Consider the following 19,842-nt stretch of genomic DNA (forward strand, 5'->3'; position numbering starts at 1 on the left):
GCCCCGCGATCAGGCGAATTCCAGGATCACCGCGTCGACCGCGAGGCTGTCGCCCTCCTTGGCGTGGATCTTCCCCACCGTCGCGTCGCGCTCGGCGCGGAGGACGTTCTCCATCTTCATGGCCTCGACGACCGCGATCGGCTCGCCGTTCTTCACCTCCTGGCCCTCGGTGACGAGGATCTGCTTCACGAGGCCGGGCATCGGGCAGAGCACCTGCTTGCCCGAGCCGGCCTGCTCCTTCACCGGCATCAGGGCGGCGAGCTCCGCCTCGCGGCGGGTGTAGACCCGGGCCTCGGCGGCCGCGCCGGCGTGCTGCAGGAACACGCCGTTGAGCAGGCTGCGCACCTGGATCGCCACGCGCTCCGAGCCGATCGTGCCGATCCAGACCGGCTCGCCCGGGCGCCAGGCGCTCGCCACCGTGAGCGCCGTGCCGTCGTCGCGGGTGACGAGGATGTCCTCGCCCTCCGGCTCGACCGTCACCGGGAAGGATTGACCCGCCAGGATCACCACGCGCTCACGCTCGAAGGCGAAGAGGCCGGGCGCGCGCATCTGCCCGGAGATGCCGCGCTTGCGCTGGTTGAGCTTGTGGTCGATCGCCGCCGCCGCCGCCATCATGCGGATCGCCACCGGGCCGGCGGGCTCCGGAGCCGTGAAACCCTCGGGGAATTCCTCGGCGATGAAGCCTGTGGACAGCCGACCCTCCTGCCAGCGCGGATGGGCCATCAGCGCCGAGAGGAACGGGATGTTGTGGCGGATGCCGTCGATGGCGAAGGCGTCGAGGGCCTCGCCCTGCGCGGCGATCGCCTCGGCCCGGGTCGGCGCCCAGGAGACCAGCTTGGCGATCATCGGGTCGTAGTGGATGGCGATCTCGCCGCCCTCCTCCACGCCGGTATCGTTGCGGATGATCGCCGTGCCCTGCTGACCCTCCTCCGGCGGACGGTAGGTGGTCAGCCGACCGATCGAGGGCAGGAAGTTGCGGGTCGGGTCCTCGGCGTAGACGCGGCTCTCGACCGCCCAGCCGTTCAGCTTCACGTCGTCCTGGGTGATCGGCAGCTTCTCGCCGGCCGCGACGCGGATCATCAGCTCGACGAGGTCGAGGCCGGTGATCATCTCGGTGACCGGATGCTCGACCTGCAGACGGGTGTTCATCTCCAGGAAGTAGAAGGACTTGTCCTGCCCAGCGACGAACTCGACCGTGCCGGCCGAATCGTAGTTCACCGCCTTGGCGAGCGCGACGGCCTGCTCGCCCATCTTGCGGCGGGTCTTCTTGTCGAGGAGCGGCGACGGCGCCTCCTCGATCACTTTCTGGTTACGGCGCTGGATCGAGCACTCGCGCTCGCCGAGGTAGACGACGTTGCCGTGCTTGTCGCCGATCAGCTGGATCTCGATGTGGCGCGGGTCGGTGATGAACTTCTCGATGAAGACGCGGTCGTCGCCGAACGAGGAGGCCGCCTCCGACTTGGCGCGGGCGAAGCCCTCCGCCACTTCCTCGCCCGAGTAGGCGATGCGCATCCCCTTGCCGCCGCCGCCCGCGGAGGCCTTGATCATCACCGGGTAACCGATCTCGTCGGCGATCTTCCTGGCGTGCTCGGGTGATTCGATCACGCCGAGGAAGCCCGGAACCGTCGAGACCTCGGCGGCGGCGGCCGCCTTCTTCGACTCGATCTTGTCGCCCATGGCGGCGATGGCCCCCGGGTTGGGGCCGATGAACACGATGCCGGCGGCCTCGAGCGCCTTCGGGAAGGCCTCGCGCTCGGAGAGGAAGCCGTATCCCGGATGGACGGCCTGGGCGCCGGTCTTCTTGCAGGCCTCGACGATCTTCTCGATCACGAGGTACGATTCGGAGGCGGCAGCGGGCCCGATATGCACGGCCTCGTCGGCCATGGCGACGTGCACGGCGTCGCGATCGGCATCCGAGTAGACCGCTACGGTCTTGATGCCCATCCTCCGGGCCGTCTTGATCACCCGGCAGGCGATCTCACCCCGGTTGGCAATCAGGATCTTGTCGAACATCGCTGGCGCACTGCTTTCGAGATCGCCGGATTGCGCACCGGCTTGACTGTCCCGATAGATCAGTTGCGCCGCGGACGGAAGCTGCGCCTTGGTCTGAGGCTCAGGCGGCCAGGGCGAAGGTCATGCGCGGGGCCTGGACCGTGTCGCGGGCGCGACGGTTGGCCTCGAGGGCGAAGGCCACCAGTGATTCGGCGCTGCTCTCGGCCTCGCGGACGACTTCCATGGCGATCCGGGCACCCACCGCGCTCGGGCCGTCGCGGCCGCTGAGCGAGGCGGCGAGCCACGCGGCGACGTCGCGGTCGATGTAGCCGGTCGGGCGCGAGCCCCACACGGCGAAGTCGACGACCGAGGCGACCAGGAAGTCGGCGAAGGCGTCGGAACCGATCACCGCCCGCTCGAGGGCGATCAGCAGGTCGGCCTCCTCGCGGTTCATGAGGCCGTCCGGGAGAACCTCGCGCTTCAGGACGAGCAGGTCCTCGTCGCTGATCGTGCCGGCCGAGACAGCATGGTTGCAGAACTGTTGAACGGAAATGGTGGTCATGATCGCCTGCCTCCCCGACCTTTGTTGCGGTCGGCTCTAGTCCCTGTGTGTCTTCAACTTACGGGACCGCTCCCCTTCCAGAGGTTAATGGCGAGATCTGAACGGAAGTTCAGGTAAACACCCCCCGAGCAAGCAGGCTTATTGGGACGTTGACCGGTTGCGTTACCGGACGATGACCGTGGCTCCCACGGGCACCCGGTTGTAGAGGTCGACCACGTCGATGTTGCGCATTCGGATGCAGCCCGAGGAGACCGCCTGGCCGATCTTCTCGGGCTCGTTCGTGCCGTGGATCCGGTAGAGCGTGTCCCGACCGCGATCCGACAGGTACAGGGCGCGGGCGCCGAGCGGGTTCATCGGGCCGCCCTGCATGGCGTGGACGTGCGGCCAGCGCCGGATCATCTCGGCCGGCGGGTTCCAGGCCGGCCACTCCGCCTTGCGGTCGATCCGGGCCGTGCCGGTCCAGCCATACGCCTCGTCGCCCACCGACACGCCGTAGCGCATCGCCCGGCCGTTCGGCAGGACGAGGTAGAGCTGGCGCTCCTTGGTCTCGACGACGATCGTGCCGGGCGCTTCCCGGGTCGGGTCGGCGATCTCGTAGCGGGCGAAGTGCGGATCGAACTCGGCCTCGGGCACCAGGGCCATGTACTCGGCGTCGCGGGCCGAGAGCGCCGGATCGGGCACGCCCTTGAAGGTGCAGCCCGCCAGCAGCAGGACGCAGCCGAGTCCCGAGATGATCCGCATATCCCCGCCTCGAAGGTCGCCGCGGCCGCGGACGGGGCGCGCGGATCGCCGATCCGGGTCCGTCCCGTGGAAGAATCACGCAACCATAAGGGGGCAACGGCACCCCGCCGTAGTCCGCGCGTTGGGCCCGTGGCACATTGCCGGCTCCTGTTGTCGGTGCGCGACAGGCGAGCATCCCGGGAGCGACCCTCGTGACCACCCTCTACGTGAGCCATCCCGCCAGCTTCGATCACGAGGTCCCCGAGGGGCATCCGGAGCGACCGGCCCGGATGCGCGCGGTGGAGCGGGCCCTGGAGGACGAGCGCTTCGCGGGCCTCGTGCGGGCCACGGCGCCCCGGGGCGAGATCGAGGCCGTCACCCTCGCGCACCCGCGCGAGTACGTGGACGCGCTGGTGGCGGCGGTGCCCGAGCACGGCATGGTCGGCATCGATTCCGACACGATCCTGTCGGCGGGCAGCCTCGAGGCGACGCTGCGGGCCGTGGGCGGCGGGATGCACGCCGTCGACGCCGTCGTCGGCGGCGAGTGCCGCAACGCCTTCGTGGCCATGCGCCCGCCCGGCCACCACGCGGAGCGGACCCGCGCGATGGGCTTCTGCCTGTTCAACCACGCCGCCATCGCGGCCCTGCACGCCCGGAAGAAGCACGGCGCCGAGCGGGTGGCGCTCGTGGACTGGGACGTTCACCACGGCAACGGCAGCCAGGACATCTTCTGGAACGACGCCTCGGTGCTCTACTGCTCGACCCACCAGATGCCGCTCTATCCCGGGACCGGATCGTCGTCCGAGCGGGGCGAGAAGAATACGATCGTCAACGTGCCGCTGCGGCCGAACGACGACGGCGAGGTGTTCCGCGAGGCGTTCGAGACCGGCATCCTCTCCCGCCTGGAGGCGTTCCGGCCGGACGTGATCGTGATCTCCGCCGGCTTCGACGCGCACCGGCTGGACCCGCTCGCCAACCTGCGGCTGGAGGCCGAGGATTTCGGCTGGGCGACCCGCCGCCTGATGGACCTGGCCGAGCGCTGCGCGGGCGGCCGGGTCGTCTCGATCCTCGAGGGCGGCTACAGCCTCGAGGGCCTCGGCAAGTCGGTGGCCGCCCACGTCGACGCGCTGATGGGCCGCTGACGGCGGCTGCGTTGCGGTCGTCCGGCGGCAGGCGATAATCGGCGTCTCGGAGGAGATCGCCGCCATGCCGCCACGGAGCCGTCTGCGCCCACCCCTGCGGAGCATTCCCGTCCCGGCCGCGGGCACCGCTCGATGACGCTCGCGGGCTTCCTGACCTACGCGCTGGCCCTCGGGGTCGCTGCCGCGATCCCCGGGCCCGGCGTCGTCGCCCTCGTTGCCCGGGCCCTGGGCGCGGGTTTCGGCGCCGCGATGGCCTTCTCGCTCGGCCTGATCCTCGGCGACCTGACCTATCTCGCCGCCGCGATCTTCGGCCTGTCGCTGATCGCGGAGGCGCTCGGGGCGGTCTTCGTCGTCGTCCGCTACGGCGCGGCGCTCTACCTGGCCTACCTGGCGTTCCGGCTCTGGCGGGCGGCCGGAGCCGCAGCCCGGGTCGAGGGGGAGTCGCGGGACCGGCCGTGGACCAGCTTCGTCGCCGGGCTGACCATCACCGTGGGCAATCCGAAGACGATCGTCTTCTACCTCGCGATCCTGCCAACGCTCGTCGATCTGCGCGGCGTGACGGCGGCGGATTGCGTCAGCCTCGTCGTCATCACGGCCGCGATCCTCTTCGCCGTGATGACGCCCTACGCGGCCCTGGCGGCGCGGGCGCGCGAGTCTCTCCGGCGGCCGGCCTTTCGCGCGCGGCTGAACCGCGGCGCCGCGGCGATCATGGCCGGCGCGGCATTCTGGACCGTCCTGCGCCGCGCCTGACCGGGGCGCTCTTCCGGGCCTCAGCCCTCCAGGCGCTCGTCGCCCAGGAGCTCGATACCGAAGCCCGAGAGGCCGACATAGGAGCGGGACGAGGTGGCGAGGTTGCGGATCGAGACCACGCCGAGATCGCGCAGGATCTGGGCGCCGAGCCCGACCTCGCGCCACTGCCGCGCCCGGAGCGCCTCCGTTCCCTCGTCGGTGACGCTCTTGACCGGGACACCCGCGGTGCCGTCCCGGAGATAGACCAGCACGCCGCGCCCGGCCGCCGCGAAGCGCTTGAGCACGGCGTCGATCTGCTTGCCGCCGCCGATCACGTCGGCAGCGACGTTGGAGCGGTGCAGGCGCACCAGCACGTCGCGGCCGTCGCCGATCTCGCCCATCACGAACGCGAATTGCTGGATCGACTCGAAGGGCGTCGAGAAGACGTAAGCATTCAGGTCGCCGTGGTTCGAGCGCACCGGGAAGTGTCCGACCCGCTCCACCAGACGATCGCGGGCCTGCCGATATGCGATCAGGTCAGCCACCGAGACCTGCTTGAGGCCGTGCTTCTCGGCGAAGGTCTCGATCTGCGGCCCCTTCATGACGGTGCCGTCGTCGTTGGCGAGCTCGCAGATCACGCCCACGGGCGGCAGCTCGGCGAGGCGGCACAGGTCGACGGCGGCCTCGGTGTGGCCCGAGCGCATGAGTACGCCGCCGTCGCGGGCGATCAGCGGGAAGACGTGGCCGGGCCGCACGAAGTCGCCGGCGCCCATGTTGCCGTTGGCCAGCGCCCGCACGGTGTTGCAGCGCTGCTCCGCCGAGATGCCGGTCGTCAGCCCGTGCTTGACGTCGACCGTGACCGTGAAAGCCGTGCCCAGCGGCGCGTCGTTCGACGCGACCATCGGGGCGAGGTGCAGGCGCCGCGCCTCGCTCTGGGTGATCGGCGCGCATACGATGCCGCAGGTGTTGCGGATGATGAACGCCATCTTCTCCGGCGTGCAGAGCGAGGCGGCGACGACGAGGTCGCCCTCGTTCTCGCGGTCGTCGTCGTCGGTGACGACCACGATCTCGCCGCGGGCGAAGGCCGCGATGGCCTCTGTGACGGTGCAGTGGGGCACGGGCATTCTCGAATCGTTGGGACGGACCCGGATCAGGGCTGGGATCCGACCTGTCCGCGATGGCGCAGATAGTGATCGGCCAGCACGCAGGCCATCATGGCCTCCGCGACCGGCACGGCGCGGATGCCGACACAGGGATCGTGCCGGCCCTTGGTGACGAGATCGACCTCGCCGCCGTCGCGGGTGACGGAGCGGCGCGGGGTCAGGATCGAGGAGGTCGGCTTCACGGCGAACCGCACTACGACCGGCTCGCCGTTGGAGATGCCGCCCAGGATGCCGCCCGCGTGGTTCGCCAGGAAGCGCGGCCGGCCGCCGTTGCCGGCCCGCATCTCGTCCGCGTTGTCCTCGCCGCGCAGGGCCGCCGCCGCGAACCCGTCGCCGATCTCGACGCCCTTCACGGCGTTGATCGACATCATCGCGGCGGCCAGGTCCGCGTCCAGCTTGCCGTAGACCGGTGCGCCGAGACCGGGCGGCACGCCCTCGGCGACGACCTCGATGACGGCGCCGACCGACGAGCCGTCCTTCCGGAGCCCGTCGAGATAGGTCTCGTAGAAGGACGCCGTCTCGGCATCGGGGCAGAAGAACGGGTTGTTGCCGACCGCGTCCCAGTCCCAGCGGGACCGGTCGATGGCGTGCGGGCCCATCTGCACGAGGGCCGCCCGAATGGTCACGCCCGGGATGACCTTGCGCGCCACCGCGCCGGCCGCGACCCGCGCGGCGGTCTCCCGCGCCGAGGACCGGCCGCCGCCGCGGTAGTCGCGGATGCCGTACTTCACGTCGTAGGTGTAGTCGGCGTGGCCGGGGCGGTAGCTGTCGCGGATCTCCGAGTAGTCCTTCGAGCGCTGATCCGTGTTCTCGATCATCAGCGCGATCGGGGTGCCGGTGGTGAGCTGGCGGCCGCCGGTGCGGTCGTCCGCGAAGACGCCGGACAGGATCTTGACCTGATCGGGCTCGCGGCGCTGCGTCGTGAAGCGCGACTGGCCGGGCTTCCGGCGATCCAGCTCGGCCTGGATCTCTTCGGCCTCCAGGGGCAGGCCGGGCGGGCAGCCGTCGACGACGCAGCCGAGCGCGATCCCGTGGCTCTCGCCGAAGGTCGTGACGCGGAACAGGTGGCCGAAGGTGTTGTGCGACATGGCGCGGCTGCCTTAGCGCGGGAGCGGCGGGGGCACAAACGCGGCCCGTGCAGGGCGGCGGGGCAGACCCGCGCGCGGCGACGGGCCGAAGCGGTCGCCAGCCTCATGGCGACTTCGGCGAACCGGGCAGATCGAGCCCGCCCCGCGCCTTGAGCGCCCGGTACGCCGCGACCGCGGCGGCCAGATCCCGGTGCAGCCGGCGCTCGTCACCGAGATCGGCGAGGGCGTAGGTGAGGCCGAGGATGTGGGCGGCCTCGTAGCCCTCCGGCAATTCGCCCGCGCTGCCGAGGGCGATCGCCGCGTTCGGCAGCGCGTCGGCGAAGTCCGACAGTCGAGTCCTGAGCGCGGCGCCGCTGGCGCGAAGATGGGCACCGGCCGCCGCCGGACCGTGGCTGCGGATCGCCGCCACCGTTCCCTGCGCCAGTGACAGGTGCACCGCCTCGCGGTTCGCCGGAAACAGGTAGACGAGGTAGTAGCCCCGCGTGGCGCTGGTGGTGACGGCGGGATCGAACACGGCGATCCAGGGGATCGCGGCCCAGTGGCTCCCGCGCCCCGGGCTGCCCTTCACCAGGAACGGCCCGTCGATCGGCTCCAGGGCGGCGCGCAGCTCGTCCGGCGCACCCCTGCGGATGACGGCAGCGAGCGGGTGGCCGGCCGGCGGGTCGAGCCGGGCGAGCGGGTATTCCTCGACGATCCGCCGGAGGGCGTAGCCGAGGCTCACGGCCGCGCCAGCACCCCGCCGGTGATGGCCTCGCGTACCCCGGTGGTCGCCGGGAAGGTGATCGGCAGGCCCTTGAGCGAGCGCACCGCGAGGTACGCGAAGGCCTGCGCCTCCAGATAGGCGGAGGACCAGCCGATCGCGTCCGCGGTCGTGATCTCGGCGCGCAGGTGGTAGTTCAGGAGCCGCACCAGCTCGCCGTTGCGGGCGCCGCCGCCGGCCACGATCCAGCGGGTCGGGACCTCCGGGGCGTGGTCGAGGGCCCGGGCCACGGCCCGGGCCGTGAAGGCCGTGAGCGTCGCGGCGCCGTCCTCGGTCGAGAGTTGCCCGGCGAGCTTGTGTGAGAACCAGTTCCGGTCCAGCGACTTCGGCGGTTTGCGGAAGAAGAACGGGTGCGTCAGGAGCCAGGCGAGCAGCTGCTCGTCCGGGCGGCCGCGGGCGGCGGTGCGGCCGCCATCGTCGAGGTTCTTGCCCTCGCGCTCCTGCATCCACTCGTCGATCAGGGCGTTGCCGGGACCGGTGTCGAAGGCGATGACGCCGCCCTTCGAGTCGATCAGCGTCGCGTTGGCGACGCCGCCGATGTTGAGGATGCCGAAGGGCCCGTCGAAGCCCGACGCCTCGGCGAGCGCCTTGTGGAAGACCGGCACCAGCGGCGCTCCCTGCCCGCCCGCCTCGATATCGGCCCGGCGCAGGTCCGAGACGACCGGGATGCCGAGCCGGGTCGCCAACGCCTGCCCGTCGCCGATCTGGATCGAGATCCGCTGGTCCGGACGGTGGATCACGGTCTGCCCGTGGAAGCCGATCACGTCGATCTCGGAGGCATTCAGGCCGTGCTCCTCCAGGAAGCGCTCCACGGCCTCGGCATGGGCGAGGGTGACGAAGGCCTCGGCCTCCGGCAGACGCCCGGGCCGGTCGGCGGGATGGAGGACGGATTCGGCGTCCTTGGTGGCCGCGCGCAGCAGCGCCTTCTCGTCGTCGGCGTAGCCGCGATAGCCGGTGGGGCCCAGCGGTTCGAGGAAGTTGTTGTGGCCCTTCACCACGTGGACGCGCTCGCCGTCGGTCTCGATCAGCGCGATGTCGACGCCGTCCAGCGAGGTGCCGCTCATCAGTCCGATCGCGCGCATCATCGCCATGCCGTGCTGCCCCGTGCCTTTCGGCCAACGCCCTGCTAAGAGCGCGCCGTATCCTGAACCCAGCGCGAGCTAGCATGCGGGGCCTCGGCCTGTCGCGCCAGCGCGCGACCCGAGATGGCATCCATGACCGCCGAGAGCTTCGCGCCGAAATCCGACTTCCTGCGGATCCTGACCGAGCGCGGCTATATCCACCAGACCTCGGACCTCGCCGGCATCGACGCCGCGGCCCTCGAGGGCCGGCTGACCACTTATGTCGGCTACGACTGCACGGCGCCCTCGCTCCATGTCGGGCATCTCCTGTCGATCATGATGCTGCACTGGCTGCAGGCCACCGGGGGCAGGCCCATCGCCCTGATGGGCGGCGGCACGACCCGGGTCGGCGATCCGTCTGGCCGCGACGAGACCCGCAAGATCCTCACCGTGGAGCAGATCGACGCCAACAAGGCCGAGATCCGCAAGACCTTCGACCGGTTCCTCCGCTTCGGCGACGCGGCCGGCGACGCCGTGATGGTCGACAACGCCGAGTGGCTGACCAAGCTCAATTACATCGAGATGCTGCGCGACGTCGGCCGCCATTTCTCGGTGAACCGCATGCTGTCGATGGACAGCGTGCGCCTGCGCCTGGAGCGCGACCAGGAGCTGTCGTTCCTCGAGTTCAACTACATGATCCTTCAGTCCTACGACTTCGTGGAGCTGAATCGCCGCTACGGCTGCGTCATGCAGATGGGCGGATCGGACCAGTGGGGCAACATCGTCAACGGCATCGATCTCGGCCGCCGCATGGGCACGCCGCAGCTCTACGCCCTGACCTGCCCGCTGCTGACCACGTCGTCCGGCGCCAAGATGGGCAAGACCGCGGCCGGCGCCGTCTGGCTCAACCCGGACATGCTGAAGCCCTACGATTACTGGCAGTTCTGGCGGAACACCGAGGACGCGGACGTGGCCCGCTTCCTCAAGCTGTTCACCCTGCTGCCCATGGAGGAGATCGCGCGCCTCTCCGCCCTCGCCGGCTCCGAGATCAACGCGGCCAAGACGGTGCTGGCCACGGAGGCGACCGCGCTGATGCACGGCCGCGAGGCCGCCGAGGCCGCCGCCGAGACCGCCCGCAAGACCTTCGTCGAGGGGACGCTGGCCGCCGACCTCCCGAGCGTCACCGTGCCGTCCGCCGCCCTGGAGGCGGGCCTCGGCGTGCTCACCGCCTTCGGGCCGGAGGTCGCCAAGCTCGTGCCGTCCACCAGCGAGGCGCGCCGTCAGATCAAGGGCGGCGGCCTGCGCGTCAACGACGTGCCGGTCACAGACGAGAAGGCTGTCCTTGGCCGCGGCGACGTGACCGCGGATGGGGTCATCAAGCTCTCCTTCGGCAAGAAGCGGCACGTGCTGCTGCGGCCCGAATAGGCCGCCCGAGACCGCCACGAGAGACGGAACGCGTGAGCATAGCCCGCATCCTGGTGATCGACGACGAGCCGCCGATCCGCCGGCTGCTCCGCACCGGTCTCGGGACGCAGGACTACGCGGTCGTCGAGGCCGCCGACGGGGCCGCGGCGCTTGCCGCCCTGGAGGCCGGCGGGGTGGATCTCGCGCTCCTCGACCTCGGCCTGCCCGACATGGCCGGCCACGCGCTCCTGGCGGCGATCCGCGAGCGCTGGCCCGACCTGCCGGTCGTGATCCTGTCGAGCCGCGACGACGAGCGCGGCAAGGTCGAGGCCCTCGATCTCGGCGCAGACGACTACGTCACCAAGCCCTTCGGCATGAACGAGTTGCTGGCGCGCATCCGCGCGGCCCTGCGCCATCGCCTCGCCATGCAGGGTGAGCGGCCGGTCTTCCGGGTCGAGGACCTCTCGGTCGACCTCGTCCGCCGCATCGTCCGCATCGGCGAGCGCGAGGTGAAGCTGTCGCCGCGGGAATACGAGTTCCTGCGCGTGCTGGTGCAGCACGCCGGCAAGGTGCTCACCCACGCGCAGCTCATGCGCCACGCGCCGGCCTCGTCGGACCCGCAGTACCTGCGCGTCTACATCCGGCAGCTGCGCCAGAAGCTCGAGCCCGATCCCGAGCGCCCGCGCTACCTACTCACCGAGACCGGCGTCGGCTACCGCCTGCGCGCGCCGGATTGAGCCCGGCGCGCCGGCTCAGGGCTCCAGCCCCTCCTCGACGCGCCGCGCGGCGCGCAGCTTCTCGACCCGCGCCACCGAGAACACCGAGGCCTCGTAGAGGAGCAGCATCGGGATCGCGAGGGAGAGCTGCGAGATGACGTCCGGCGGGGTCAGGATGGCGGCGGCGACGAAGACCAGCACGATCGCGTAGCGGCGCTTCTCGCGCAGGAACGCCGCGTCGATGATCCCGATCTGGCCGAGCAGCGTCAGGATCACCGGCAGCTGGAAGGCGATGCCGAACGCGAAGATCAGCGTCATGATCAGCGACAGGTACTCGTCGACCTTCGGGAGCAGCTTGATCGTCGGCTCCCCGGCGACGCCCACCTGCTGGAGCGACACCGAGAATTTGATCAGCAGCGGCATCGCCAGGAAGAATACCACGAGCGCGCCGAGCAGGAAGAAGATCGGGGTGGCGACGAGGTAGGGCAGGAACGCCTTGCGCTCGTTGCGGTAGAGGCCGGGTGCCACGAAGGCGTAGATCTGCGTCGCGATCACCGGGAAGGCCAGGAAGGCCGCGCCGAAGACGCTGAGCTTGATGTTGGTGAAGACCTGCTCGAGGAAGTGCGTGGCGATCAGCTCGGCGTTCTGCGCACCCACGATCGAGACGTAGGGGTAGACCAGCACGTTGTAGATGTCGCGCGAGAAGAAGAAGCACGCGAAGAACATCAGCACGAAGGCGATGAGCGACTTGATCAGCCGCGACCGCAATTCGATCAGGTGCTCGAGCAGGGGCGCCCGGGATGCCTCGATCTCGGCCTCGTCCGCCTCGCTGATCATCGGGCAGCCGTGCCGTTCTTGGACTCTTCGGTGGCGGGATGCGCGGCGGGCGGGTCGGGCGGAGGGCCGAACGGATCGTCCACCGAGCCGGGCACGGGCAGGGGCGCCTCCGCGACCTCGGTCGTCGCACCATGGTCCGACGCGCCGGCGGGCGTGACCGGATGCGTATCGGCGGCTTGAGGGGTTGCCGCGGCTTCCTGCTCGGCCTTCAGCTGCGCCGTGGCGTCGGCCAGCGACCGGGTCTCGACCGGCGGGGTCTCGGGGCCGGGCATCTCCGGTCCCATCTTCTCCGGACCCATCTTGGCCCGGCCCTCGACGGCGCCCTTCAGCTCGTCGCGGATCGTCTGCACCGGATTGAAGGTCGAGCCCGCCGTGCGGACGGTGTTGCGGATGCCGTCGACCTCGCGCCGGACGTCGTCAAGCTCGGCCTCGCGGATCGCCTCGTTGAACTGCATCTGAAACTCGCCGGCCATGCGGCGCAGCTTCGTGGTGATCTGCCCGACGGTGCGCAGCGCCTTCGGCAGATCCTTCGGCCCGATGACGATGAGGGCGACGCCGCCGATCAGCATCACCTCGCCCCAGCTCATGTCCAGCATGTCGTCGACGGTCCTGCTGCCCCGAGATCCGGCACGGCGGCCGGACCCCGTCAGGCTCTACACGAGCGCGCGCGCTCTGACAGTCCTACAGTCAAGCTCGCCGTCAGACCGGCTTGCGCTCGCCGCCGGGGATATGACTCGCCGGGATCGCGGTGCCGGGGCTCGTCTCGGCGGTGTGTGGGATGGTGCGAACCGGCTCGGCCGGCGGCGGCGCGGCCTGGGCCGCCGGCGGGGTCTCGTCCTCGGCCATGCCCTTCTTAAAGGCCTTGATGCCCTTGGCGACGTCGCCCATCAGGTCGGATACCTTGCCGCGTCCGAAGAGCAGCATCACGATGACTGCGACGATGACCCAGTGCCAGATACTCATGCTGCCCATGGCAACCTCCTGCGGGCGCCCCGAAGAAGCGGGAGCGTGACGCCACGTCCGGTTGAGGATTTCGGGGCGAACCTAGGGATCGCGCCGCCCGAACACAAGCAGAGGCGATGCCACGGCCGGTGGAAGGCCGCGATGGATCGCCGCGCGGTGTCTCAGATCAGGCGGCGGCGAGGGCCGCGGCGAAGCGGTCGCGGGCTTCCGCGACGTCGAGCCGGTCGACGGTAGGGTCGAGCCGCGCCAGGGCGGCGGCGGCGCGCCGCGCGGCCTCGCCGGTCAGTTCGGGCGCCGCCTCGGCCACCGCTTGCATCTCGTCGCGCGCGCCGTTGCAGTGGAGGCCGATGTCGATCCCCGCCGCGAAGGCGCGCTCCGTCCGATCGCGGAACGTGCCGGTCAGCGCGTGCATGGACAGGTCATCGGTCATCAGCAGGCCGTCGAAGCCGATGGCGCCGCGGATGATGTCGCGGATGACGGTGTCGGACTGGGTCGCCGGCCGGTCGGGGTCGATGGCGGTGAAGACGACGTGCGCGCTCATCGCCATCGGCAGGTCCGCGAGGGCGCGGAAGGTGCGGAAATCCTGCCCGGCGAGATCCGCGCGGGTCGCGTCGACCACCGGAAGGCCGTGGTGGCTGTCGCAGGTGGCGCGCCCGTGCCCGGGGATGTGCTTCATCACCGGCAGGACGCCGCCGGCCATCAGGCCCTCGGCGACGGCGCGGCCGATCTCGGTGACCCGCTCCGGGCTCGTCCCGTAGGCCCGGTCGCCGATGATGTCGTGCGAGCCCGGCGCCGGCACGTCGAGGACGGGGGCGCAGTCGACGTTGATGCCGACCTCGGCGAGGTCGTGCGCCATGAGGCGCGCCCCGAGCCGGGCGACGGTCGCGGCGCTGCCGTTCAGCCGACCGTAGCGGCCGCCGGCCGGATAGGCCGGCCAGTGGGGCGGACCCATCCGCTGGACCCGGCCGCCTTCCTGATCGATCAGGATCGGCGCCCGGTCGGACCCGACGCAGTCCCGGAGTGCCCCGGTGAGGGTGCGGACCTCGTCGGGCGTCCCGATGTTGCGCTTGAACAGGATGAAGCCCCACGGCTTCACGTCCCGGAAGAAGGCCCTCTCCTCCGCCGTGAGCGACGGGCCGGTGCAGCCGAGAATCAGGGCGCGGGAGGTCATCTGGAACGGCTCGGATACTGCTCGGTGGCGGCGCGAAGACGGCGCGAGAACGGCGGCAGGGCCGCCGGGCGGCGCGAATCGATGGCGACAGAGTCGGGCGGGAACGGGGAGCCGGCAAGACCAAACCGGGGCCCCGGACCGCTGGCCGGGGCGATCGCGCCGCCCGTGTTGCCGTGCGGACTCGGTCGGACGGGCGACGCGGATCACCGCGGACGGGCACGCCGTCCCGTCCGCGAGGTGCCGTCAGGAGATCAGTTCTTGGCCACGAAGCACTGGCCGCCCGCGCCCTGCAGGGCGCTGCACAGGCTCGCGGCCTGGGCCTTCTCCAGCGGTCCGACGCGGACGCGGTAGATCGTCTTGCCGTTGACCTCGGCCTGCCGGATCAGCTCGGGCTTGCCGGCGAGCTGCGCGTACTTGGCCTGCAACTGGTGGAACGCGGCCTTGGCCTCGGCGGCGGAGCTGCGCACCCCGAGCTGGACCGAGAAGCCGCTGACCGGGCCGGACTTCACGGCGTCGTCGTCCGTCGTGGTGCTGGCGGTGGTGTCGGGCGCGGCCGCCCCGGCCGGAGCGACGGCGGCGATGCGCTGGGCGGCTTTCGGCGGCGGCTTCACGGCTACCGGCTTGGGCGCCGGCTGCTCGACCGCGGCTTCCGGCTGCGCGTCGACGGGCGTGGCCGTGGTCGCCGGCATGGCTGCGGCGGTCTGGCGGACGGGCCTGGACTTCGGGGCCGGCGGAGCGGGCGGCTCGTCGCTCGGCAGGACCATGGTGGGGATCGGGGCCGGCCCGGCATCGGCGGCCTGCTGCTCGCGCGGCGGCGGCGCGGGCGGTGCCTCGGGCTTGACCGCGACGGTGCGGACGCGGCGCGGCTCCCCGAAGGCCTCGAACGGGCCGCTGCCCGGCGTCGTGCCACCCTGGGCGCCGCTCGGCTGCGACGGGCCCTGGGCCGCCCGCGCGGCCTCGGCCACGTCGAGGGGCTGCTCCTCGCGGTTCACGATCTTGATCTGGCCGTCCTTCTTGCCCTTCGGGTCGTAGATCTGCCGGTTCTGATCCGGGATCTCGACGCCGTCGGCGACCTTCGGGGCGACCTTGAGGGGCGTGGAATCGGCCTGGACCACCGGCACGCCGCCGTGGCCCGAATTGCTCAGGCCCTTGTAGGTGAGCGCCCCTGTGACGGCGAGTGCCACCACGGCGACGCCGGCACCCACCGAGACGAGCCGCCGCCGCGGATTGGCGCGCCGGAGCGCGCGGCTGTCCGCGTAGGTCTCCTCGTCGCCGGTCGAGGTCGGGCCGCTCTCCGGAGCGTAGCCGGCGCCCTCGCGGTGCGTGTCCTGCTCTACCGAGGCGAGATACTGGTCGAACGCGTCGGCCGGCGTGGCCTTGGCGGGTTCCGGGGCGAAGCTCGGCTCGACCCGGGCATTCCAGGCGGCCTGCTGCGGAGCGGCGGGCGCGACGGCGCGCATCTCGTCGCGGGCCGCGAGCAGCGCCCGGAACGGGTCGTCCTGGCCGACGATGCGGGCGAGTTCCGCCAGCGGGTCGCCCTTGCCGGACGCCTGCGGCGCCTGGCCCTTCTCCTGACGCAGATCGCGCGCGAGGGCGTCCAAATCGACCTGAGCGCGCGAAGCGTTCGTCATGGCAGCATCCTCACATCAACGCCGAAGACCGGCCCGATGCACTCGGGCCTATCGCATCTCGTCCGGCGCGGTCACACCGAGAATCGCAAGGCCGGCCGCCAGCGTGCTCCGCAGAGCTTCGACGAGCGCCAGCCGGGCCCACGTCGACTTTCGGTCGGTTGCATTAACAAACCGTAATTGCGGCAAGTCTTTGCCCTTGTTCCAGAAACTATGCAGCGCGGAGGCCAGTTCATAGAGGTGGAAGGCGATTCTGTGCGGCTCGTGCGCCAGCGCCGCGGATTCGAGGACCCGCGGGTACTGCGCGATGAGGCGCATCATCTCGATCTCGCCCGGGTCGCTCAGCACGGAGAAATCCGCCTCGCGGGCCAGCGCCGCGGCCGAGAGGTCGGCGTCCGGGAAGGCCTCGCGCGCCTGCCGCTGCACCGAGCGGACGCGGGCATGGGCGTACTGGACGTAGAAGACCGGGTTGTCTTTCGTTTGCTCCACGACCTTGGCGAGGTCGAAATCCAGGGTCGCGTCGTTCTTCCGGTAGAGCATCATGAACCGGATCGCGTCGCGGCCGACCTCGTCGATCACGTCGCGCAGGGTCACGAACTCGCCAGCCCGCTTGGACATCTTGACCGGCTCGCCTGCGCGCAACAGCCGCACGAGCTGGCAGAGCTTGACGTCGAGCGTGGCCTTGCCGTCGCTGACCGCCTTCACGGCAGCCTGCATGCGCTTCACGTAGCCGCCGTGATCGGCGCCCAGGACGTCGATCAGCTCGGTCGCCCCGGCGAGGTACTTGGCCCGGTGGTAGGCGATGTCGGAGGCGAAGTACGTGTACGAGCCGTCCGACTTCAGCAGCGGGCGGTCGCTGTCGTCGCCGAATTCCCGGGTGCGGAACAGCGTCTGCTCGCGGTCCTCCCAATCCTCCGGCAGCTGACCCTTGGGCGGCGGCAGGCGGCCCTCGTAGACGAGGCCCTTGGCGCGCAGTTCCGCGAGCAGGGACTTCACGGCCCCGCTCTCCTGGAGCGTGCGCTCGGAGAAGAACACGTCGTGGCGGATGCCGATCGCCGCCAGGTCGGCCCGGATCATGTCCATCATCATGCCGAGCGCGGTCTCGCGCACCGCGGGCAGCCACTCCGCCTCCGGCTTGTCGAGGAGCGCGCGGCCGTGGGTCTCGGCCAGCGCGGCGCCCACGGGCTTCAGGTAGTCGCCCGGGTAGAGGCCCTCGGCGATCGCGAAGGGCTCGCCCAGGGCCTCGCGGTAGCGCTGGAAGGCCGAGCGGGCCAGCACGTCGACCTGAACGCCGGCGTCGTTGATGTAGTATTCCCGCTTCACCTGCCGGCCGGCGGCGACGAGCAGGTTGCACAGGGCGTCGCCGAACACCGCGCCGCGGCCGTGCCCGACATGCATCGGCCCCGTCGGGTTCGCCGACACATACTCGACGTTGATCGGGCCGCCGGGCAACCGCGCGCGGCCGAACGCCTCCGGCGCCGTCAGCGCGTCGCGCACGACCGCGTGGAAGATCGCGGGGTCGAGCCGCAGATTGATGAAGCCCGGCCCGGCGACGCTCGCCTCGACGATCCGCGGGTCCGCGCGGAGTTCCTCCGCCAGGGCCTCGCCGAGCGCCTTCGGATTGGTCCGCGCCTCCTTGGCGAGCACCAGGGCGGCGTTCGTGGCGAGATCGCCGTGCGATGCGTCGCGGGGCGGCTCGACGACCACGCGGCCCAGGTCGAGGCCCTCGGGCAGGTGGCCGGCGCGGGTCAGCGCCTCCACGGCCTCGCGCACGCGCGCCTCGAACAGGGCGAAGATGTTCATGGGTCTCGATCTCGCTCGCGCGGGGGTCTCGTCGCCCGGCCCGTCCGGCCTGCGCCCGCCCCGGCGGTCTAGCAAGGGGGCGGGAGGGTGTCACGGCGCCGGGCCGCGCACCGAGCCCGCGGAATCCGCGGTCGCGGCATCGCTCCGGTAACCACGTGCGCGTCGCCGACGGGTTATCCCGCGCGACGAATACGGATCGCCCAGTGTCCGTCTTGTCTCGAACGAGACGACACGGTGTCATCGTTGGCGATCGTGAGTAGGCCGATCGCGGAGTTACTGATGAAGACCTTGACGATTGCGGGCACGGCGCTCTGCGCGCTCATCCTGGCCGCGCCGAGTGCCGAGGCGGGCGGGTTCCGCGGCGGCGGATTCCATGGTGGCGGATTCCATGGCGGCAGCTTCCGGGGCGGTTACCGCGGCGGCTACGGCTACCGCGGCGGCTACGTGGCCCGCGGCTTCTACGGGCGCGGCTACGGTTACGGCTACCGCGGCGGCTACGGTCGGGCCCTCGGCTACGGGCTGGCCGGCGCGGGGATCGGCCTCGGGCTCGGGCTCGCCGCCGGCAGCGTCTACGGCGGCTACGGTTATGGCGGCTACGGCTACGGCTACGGCTACCCGGCCGCCTACGGCGGCTACGGCTACGGCTATCCCGCTGCCTACGGTGGCTACGGCTACGGCGGGTGCTACGGCAGCTTCACCTGCGGCTGCGGCTGCTGACACGCGCCGGCCCCGCGCCGGGCCCTCAGGGCTCGGCGAGGGGCAGGCCCCGGCTGGGCAACTCCCAGTGGAGGTCCGGCGTCGTCGCGTAGAGCTTGCGGTGCGCCAGGACCGCGTAGGTGTCGGTCATGCCGGCGATGTAGTCGGCGACCCGGCGGGCGACCCGGGCTTCGGTGGCCCCGTCGAGACCGGCGCTCCACTCCTCCGGCATCCGGGACGGCGCCGCGGCGAACGCGGCGAACAGGTCGTTGACGATGGCGTCGGCCTTCTTCCGCACGGCCACCACGCCGGGATGCCGATACATCCGCTCCCACAGGAAGCGCATGATCTCGGCGTCGGCCGCCGCGATCTCCGGCGAGAACACGATGACCGGCTGATCCGCGTTGCGGATGTCCTCGACGCGCTGCGGATCCAGGGCGGCGATGCGGCGGCCGCCCTCGCGGATGACGTCCTCGACGAAGCGGGTGATCACCCGGCGGGCGAGCTCGTGGATCATCCGCGACGGCTCCAGGCCCGGATGCAGCCGGTCGATCTCGTCGAGCAGCCCGGCCAGGAACGGGACCGCCCGCAGCTCCGGGATCTCGAACAGGCCGGCGCGCAGCCCGTCGTCGAGGTCGTGGGCGGCGTAGGCGATGTCGTCCGCCAGCGAGGCGGCCTGGGCCTCGGGGCCGGCCTGGCTCCACAGGTCGAGGGGATTCAGCGCGTCGTATTCCAGGATCGCCGCCGGGATGCCGCGGGCGGCGTAGCGGGGCGTCGGGTGGCCGTCCGCGGTGAGCAGCGGACCGTTGTGCTTGACGAGGCCCTCCAGCGTCTCCCAGGCGAGGTTCAGCCCGTCGAAGCCGGCGTAGCGCCGCTCCAGCCGGGTGACGATCCGCAGCGCCTGGGCGTTGTGATCGAAGCCGCCGTGGCGCGCCATGCAGGCGTCGAGGGCATCCTCGCCGGTATGGCCGAAGCAGGTGTGGCCGAGGTCGTGGCTGAGGGCCAGAGCTTCCGCGAGGTCCTCGTCGAGCCCGAGGGCGCGGGCGAGCGCCCGGCCGATCTGGCTCACCTCCAGCGTGTGGGTCAGGCGGGTGCGGTAATGGTCGCCCTCGTGATGCACGAAGACCTGCGTCTTGTGCTTCAGCCGCCGGAACGCCGTCGAGTGGATGATCCGGTCCCGGTCGCGCTGGAAGTCGCTGCGGGTCGGCGAGCCGGCCTCCGGGATCAGGCGGCCCCGGGTGCGGGCCGGGTCGGTGGCGTAGGGCGCGCGCCAGCGCTCACCGTTCGGTCGCACGGCATCCGCTCTGTAACTCACGCACCCTGCTCATGACGGCTCCCCGCCCGGCGCGTTGCGGCGCGGGCTTGCGGCTCATATCTTGTGGGTCGAGGCGCCCTCGGCAACGGGCC

The 19,842-nt window shown here is 71.2% G+C and carries 19 protein-coding genes; 5 read left to right on the plus strand and 14 right to left on the minus strand.

Annotated features, from left to right (window positions below):
• Nucleotides 1-9: 9 nt before the first annotated feature.
• The 3 genes from BM314_RS00975 to BM314_RS00985 all read right to left on the minus strand — a co-directional run bounded on the left by BM314_RS00975 (nucleotide 10) and on the right by BM314_RS00985 (nucleotide 3,295).
• Nucleotides 10-2,013, minus strand: a complete 2,004-nt coding sequence (locus BM314_RS00975; protein WP_020092055.1) for an acetyl-CoA carboxylase biotin carboxylase subunit — start codon at nucleotides 2,011-2,013, stop codon at nucleotides 10-12.
• Between the two features lie 100 nt (nucleotides 2,014-2,113).
• Nucleotides 2,114-2,554: a hypothetical protein gene (locus BM314_RS00980; RefSeq protein WP_020092054.1), complete on the minus strand. Its 441-nt coding sequence runs from the start codon at nucleotides 2,552-2,554 to the stop codon at nucleotides 2,114-2,116.
• A 162-nt stretch (nucleotides 2,555-2,716) separates the two neighbouring features.
• Complete coding sequence (locus BM314_RS00985; protein ID WP_091976489.1) at nucleotides 2,717-3,295, minus strand: L,D-transpeptidase; 579 nt, start codon at nucleotides 3,293-3,295, stop codon at nucleotides 2,717-2,719.
• Nucleotides 3,296-3,486: 191 nt separating this feature from the next.
• Here BM314_RS00985 and BM314_RS00990 point away from each other — a divergent pair, with 191 nt between their 5' ends.
• Together BM314_RS00990 and BM314_RS00995 are read left to right on the plus strand one after the other, a co-directional pair.
• Nucleotides 3,487-4,416, plus strand: a complete 930-nt coding sequence (locus tag BM314_RS00990) for a histone deacetylase family protein (protein ID WP_091976490.1) — start codon at nucleotides 3,487-3,489, stop codon at nucleotides 4,414-4,416.
• Between the two features lie 132 nt (nucleotides 4,417-4,548).
• Nucleotides 4,549-5,166 (plus strand): LysE family translocator, encoded by a 618-nt coding sequence (locus BM314_RS00995; RefSeq protein WP_091976492.1) that lies wholly within the window; start codon nucleotides 4,549-4,551, stop codon nucleotides 5,164-5,166.
• 20 nt (nucleotides 5,167-5,186) lie between these two features.
• On the opposite strand, the gene ribB is transcribed toward BM314_RS00995, so the two are convergent.
• The 4 genes from ribB to BM314_RS01015 form a co-directional block, all read right to left on the minus strand.
• Nucleotides 5,187-6,263 (minus strand): 3,4-dihydroxy-2-butanone-4-phosphate synthase, encoded by a 1,077-nt coding sequence (gene ribB / locus BM314_RS01000; RefSeq protein WP_091976668.1) that lies wholly within the window; start codon nucleotides 6,261-6,263, stop codon nucleotides 5,187-5,189.
• Between the two features lie 32 nt (nucleotides 6,264-6,295).
• Complete coding sequence (gene aroC, locus BM314_RS01005) at nucleotides 6,296-7,396, minus strand: chorismate synthase (protein ID WP_020092049.1); 1,101 nt, start codon at nucleotides 7,394-7,396, stop codon at nucleotides 6,296-6,298.
• Between the two features lie 103 nt (nucleotides 7,397-7,499).
• On the minus strand, nucleotides 7,500-8,117 hold the full coding sequence (locus BM314_RS01010) for a DUF3578 domain-containing protein (RefSeq protein ID WP_091926682.1): 618 nt from the start codon (nucleotides 8,115-8,117) through the stop codon (nucleotides 7,500-7,502).
• On the minus strand, nucleotides 8,114-9,247 hold the full coding sequence (locus BM314_RS01015; RefSeq protein WP_020092047.1) for an anhydro-N-acetylmuramic acid kinase: 1,134 nt from the start codon (nucleotides 9,245-9,247) through the stop codon (nucleotides 8,114-8,116). Before BM314_RS01015 ends, BM314_RS01010 begins: the two co-directional genes overlap by 4 nt.
• Nucleotides 9,248-9,370: 123 nt before the next feature.
• On the opposite strand from BM314_RS01015, the gene tyrS reads away from it, so the two are divergent.
• Entirely contained in the window at nucleotides 9,371-10,642 is a 1,272-nt protein-coding gene (gene tyrS, locus BM314_RS01020) for a tyrosine--tRNA ligase (protein ID WP_042675258.1), read from the plus strand.
• 32 nt (nucleotides 10,643-10,674) lie between these two features.
• On the plus strand, nucleotides 10,675-11,358 hold the full coding sequence (locus BM314_RS01025; protein ID WP_091976493.1) for a response regulator: 684 nt from the start codon (nucleotides 10,675-10,677) through the stop codon (nucleotides 11,356-11,358).
• Nucleotides 11,359-11,373: 15 nt separating this feature from the next.
• Here BM314_RS01025 and tatC read toward each other — a convergent pair whose 3' ends face one another.
• The 6 genes from tatC to argS form a co-directional block, all read right to left on the minus strand.
• Nucleotides 11,374-12,174: a twin-arginine translocase subunit TatC gene (gene tatC / locus BM314_RS01030; RefSeq protein WP_020092044.1), complete on the minus strand. Its 801-nt coding sequence runs from the start codon at nucleotides 12,172-12,174 to the stop codon at nucleotides 11,374-11,376.
• A complete protein-coding gene (tatB, locus tag BM314_RS01035; RefSeq protein WP_091976495.1) occupies nucleotides 12,171-12,770 on the minus strand; it encodes a Sec-independent protein translocase protein TatB in 600 nt (199 codons plus the stop codon). Before tatB ends, tatC begins: the two co-directional genes overlap by 4 nt.
• A 103-nt stretch (nucleotides 12,771-12,873) precedes the next feature.
• Entirely contained in the window at nucleotides 12,874-13,146 is a 273-nt protein-coding gene (locus tag BM314_RS01040) for a twin-arginine translocase TatA/TatE family subunit (RefSeq protein ID WP_020092042.1), read from the minus strand.
• Between the two features lie 157 nt (nucleotides 13,147-13,303).
• Nucleotides 13,304-14,308 (minus strand): beta-N-acetylhexosaminidase, encoded by a 1,005-nt coding sequence (nagZ, locus tag BM314_RS01045; RefSeq protein WP_091976496.1) that lies wholly within the window; start codon nucleotides 14,306-14,308, stop codon nucleotides 13,304-13,306.
• Nucleotides 14,309-14,559: 251 nt separating this feature from the next.
• Nucleotides 14,560-15,939, minus strand: a complete 1,380-nt coding sequence (locus BM314_RS01050; RefSeq protein ID WP_091976498.1) for an SPOR domain-containing protein — start codon at nucleotides 15,937-15,939, stop codon at nucleotides 14,560-14,562.
• Between the two features lie 48 nt (nucleotides 15,940-15,987).
• Nucleotides 15,988-17,739 carry an arginine--tRNA ligase gene (gene argS, locus BM314_RS01055; protein WP_091976499.1) on the minus strand — a complete coding sequence of 584 codons (1,752 nt, stop codon included), beginning with the start codon at nucleotides 17,737-17,739 and terminating at the stop codon, nucleotides 15,988-15,990.
• 279 nt (nucleotides 17,740-18,018) lie between these two features.
• On the opposite strand from argS, the gene BM314_RS30810 reads away from it, so the two are divergent.
• Nucleotides 18,019-18,456: a hypothetical protein gene (locus BM314_RS30810; RefSeq protein ID WP_091926675.1), complete on the plus strand. Its 438-nt coding sequence runs from the start codon at nucleotides 18,019-18,021 to the stop codon at nucleotides 18,454-18,456.
• Between the two features lie 25 nt (nucleotides 18,457-18,481).
• Here the strand turns inward: BM314_RS30810 and BM314_RS01065 are convergent, their stop codons facing one another.
• Entirely contained in the window at nucleotides 18,482-19,729 is a 1,248-nt protein-coding gene (locus BM314_RS01065; RefSeq protein ID WP_091976501.1) for a deoxyguanosinetriphosphate triphosphohydrolase, read from the minus strand.
• Nucleotides 19,730-19,842: the final 113 nt, after the last annotated feature.

It is taken from the genome of Methylobacterium sp. 13MFTsu3.1M2, from assembly GCF_900112625.1.
GTDB lineage: Bacteria > Pseudomonadota > Alphaproteobacteria > Rhizobiales > Beijerinckiaceae > Methylobacterium.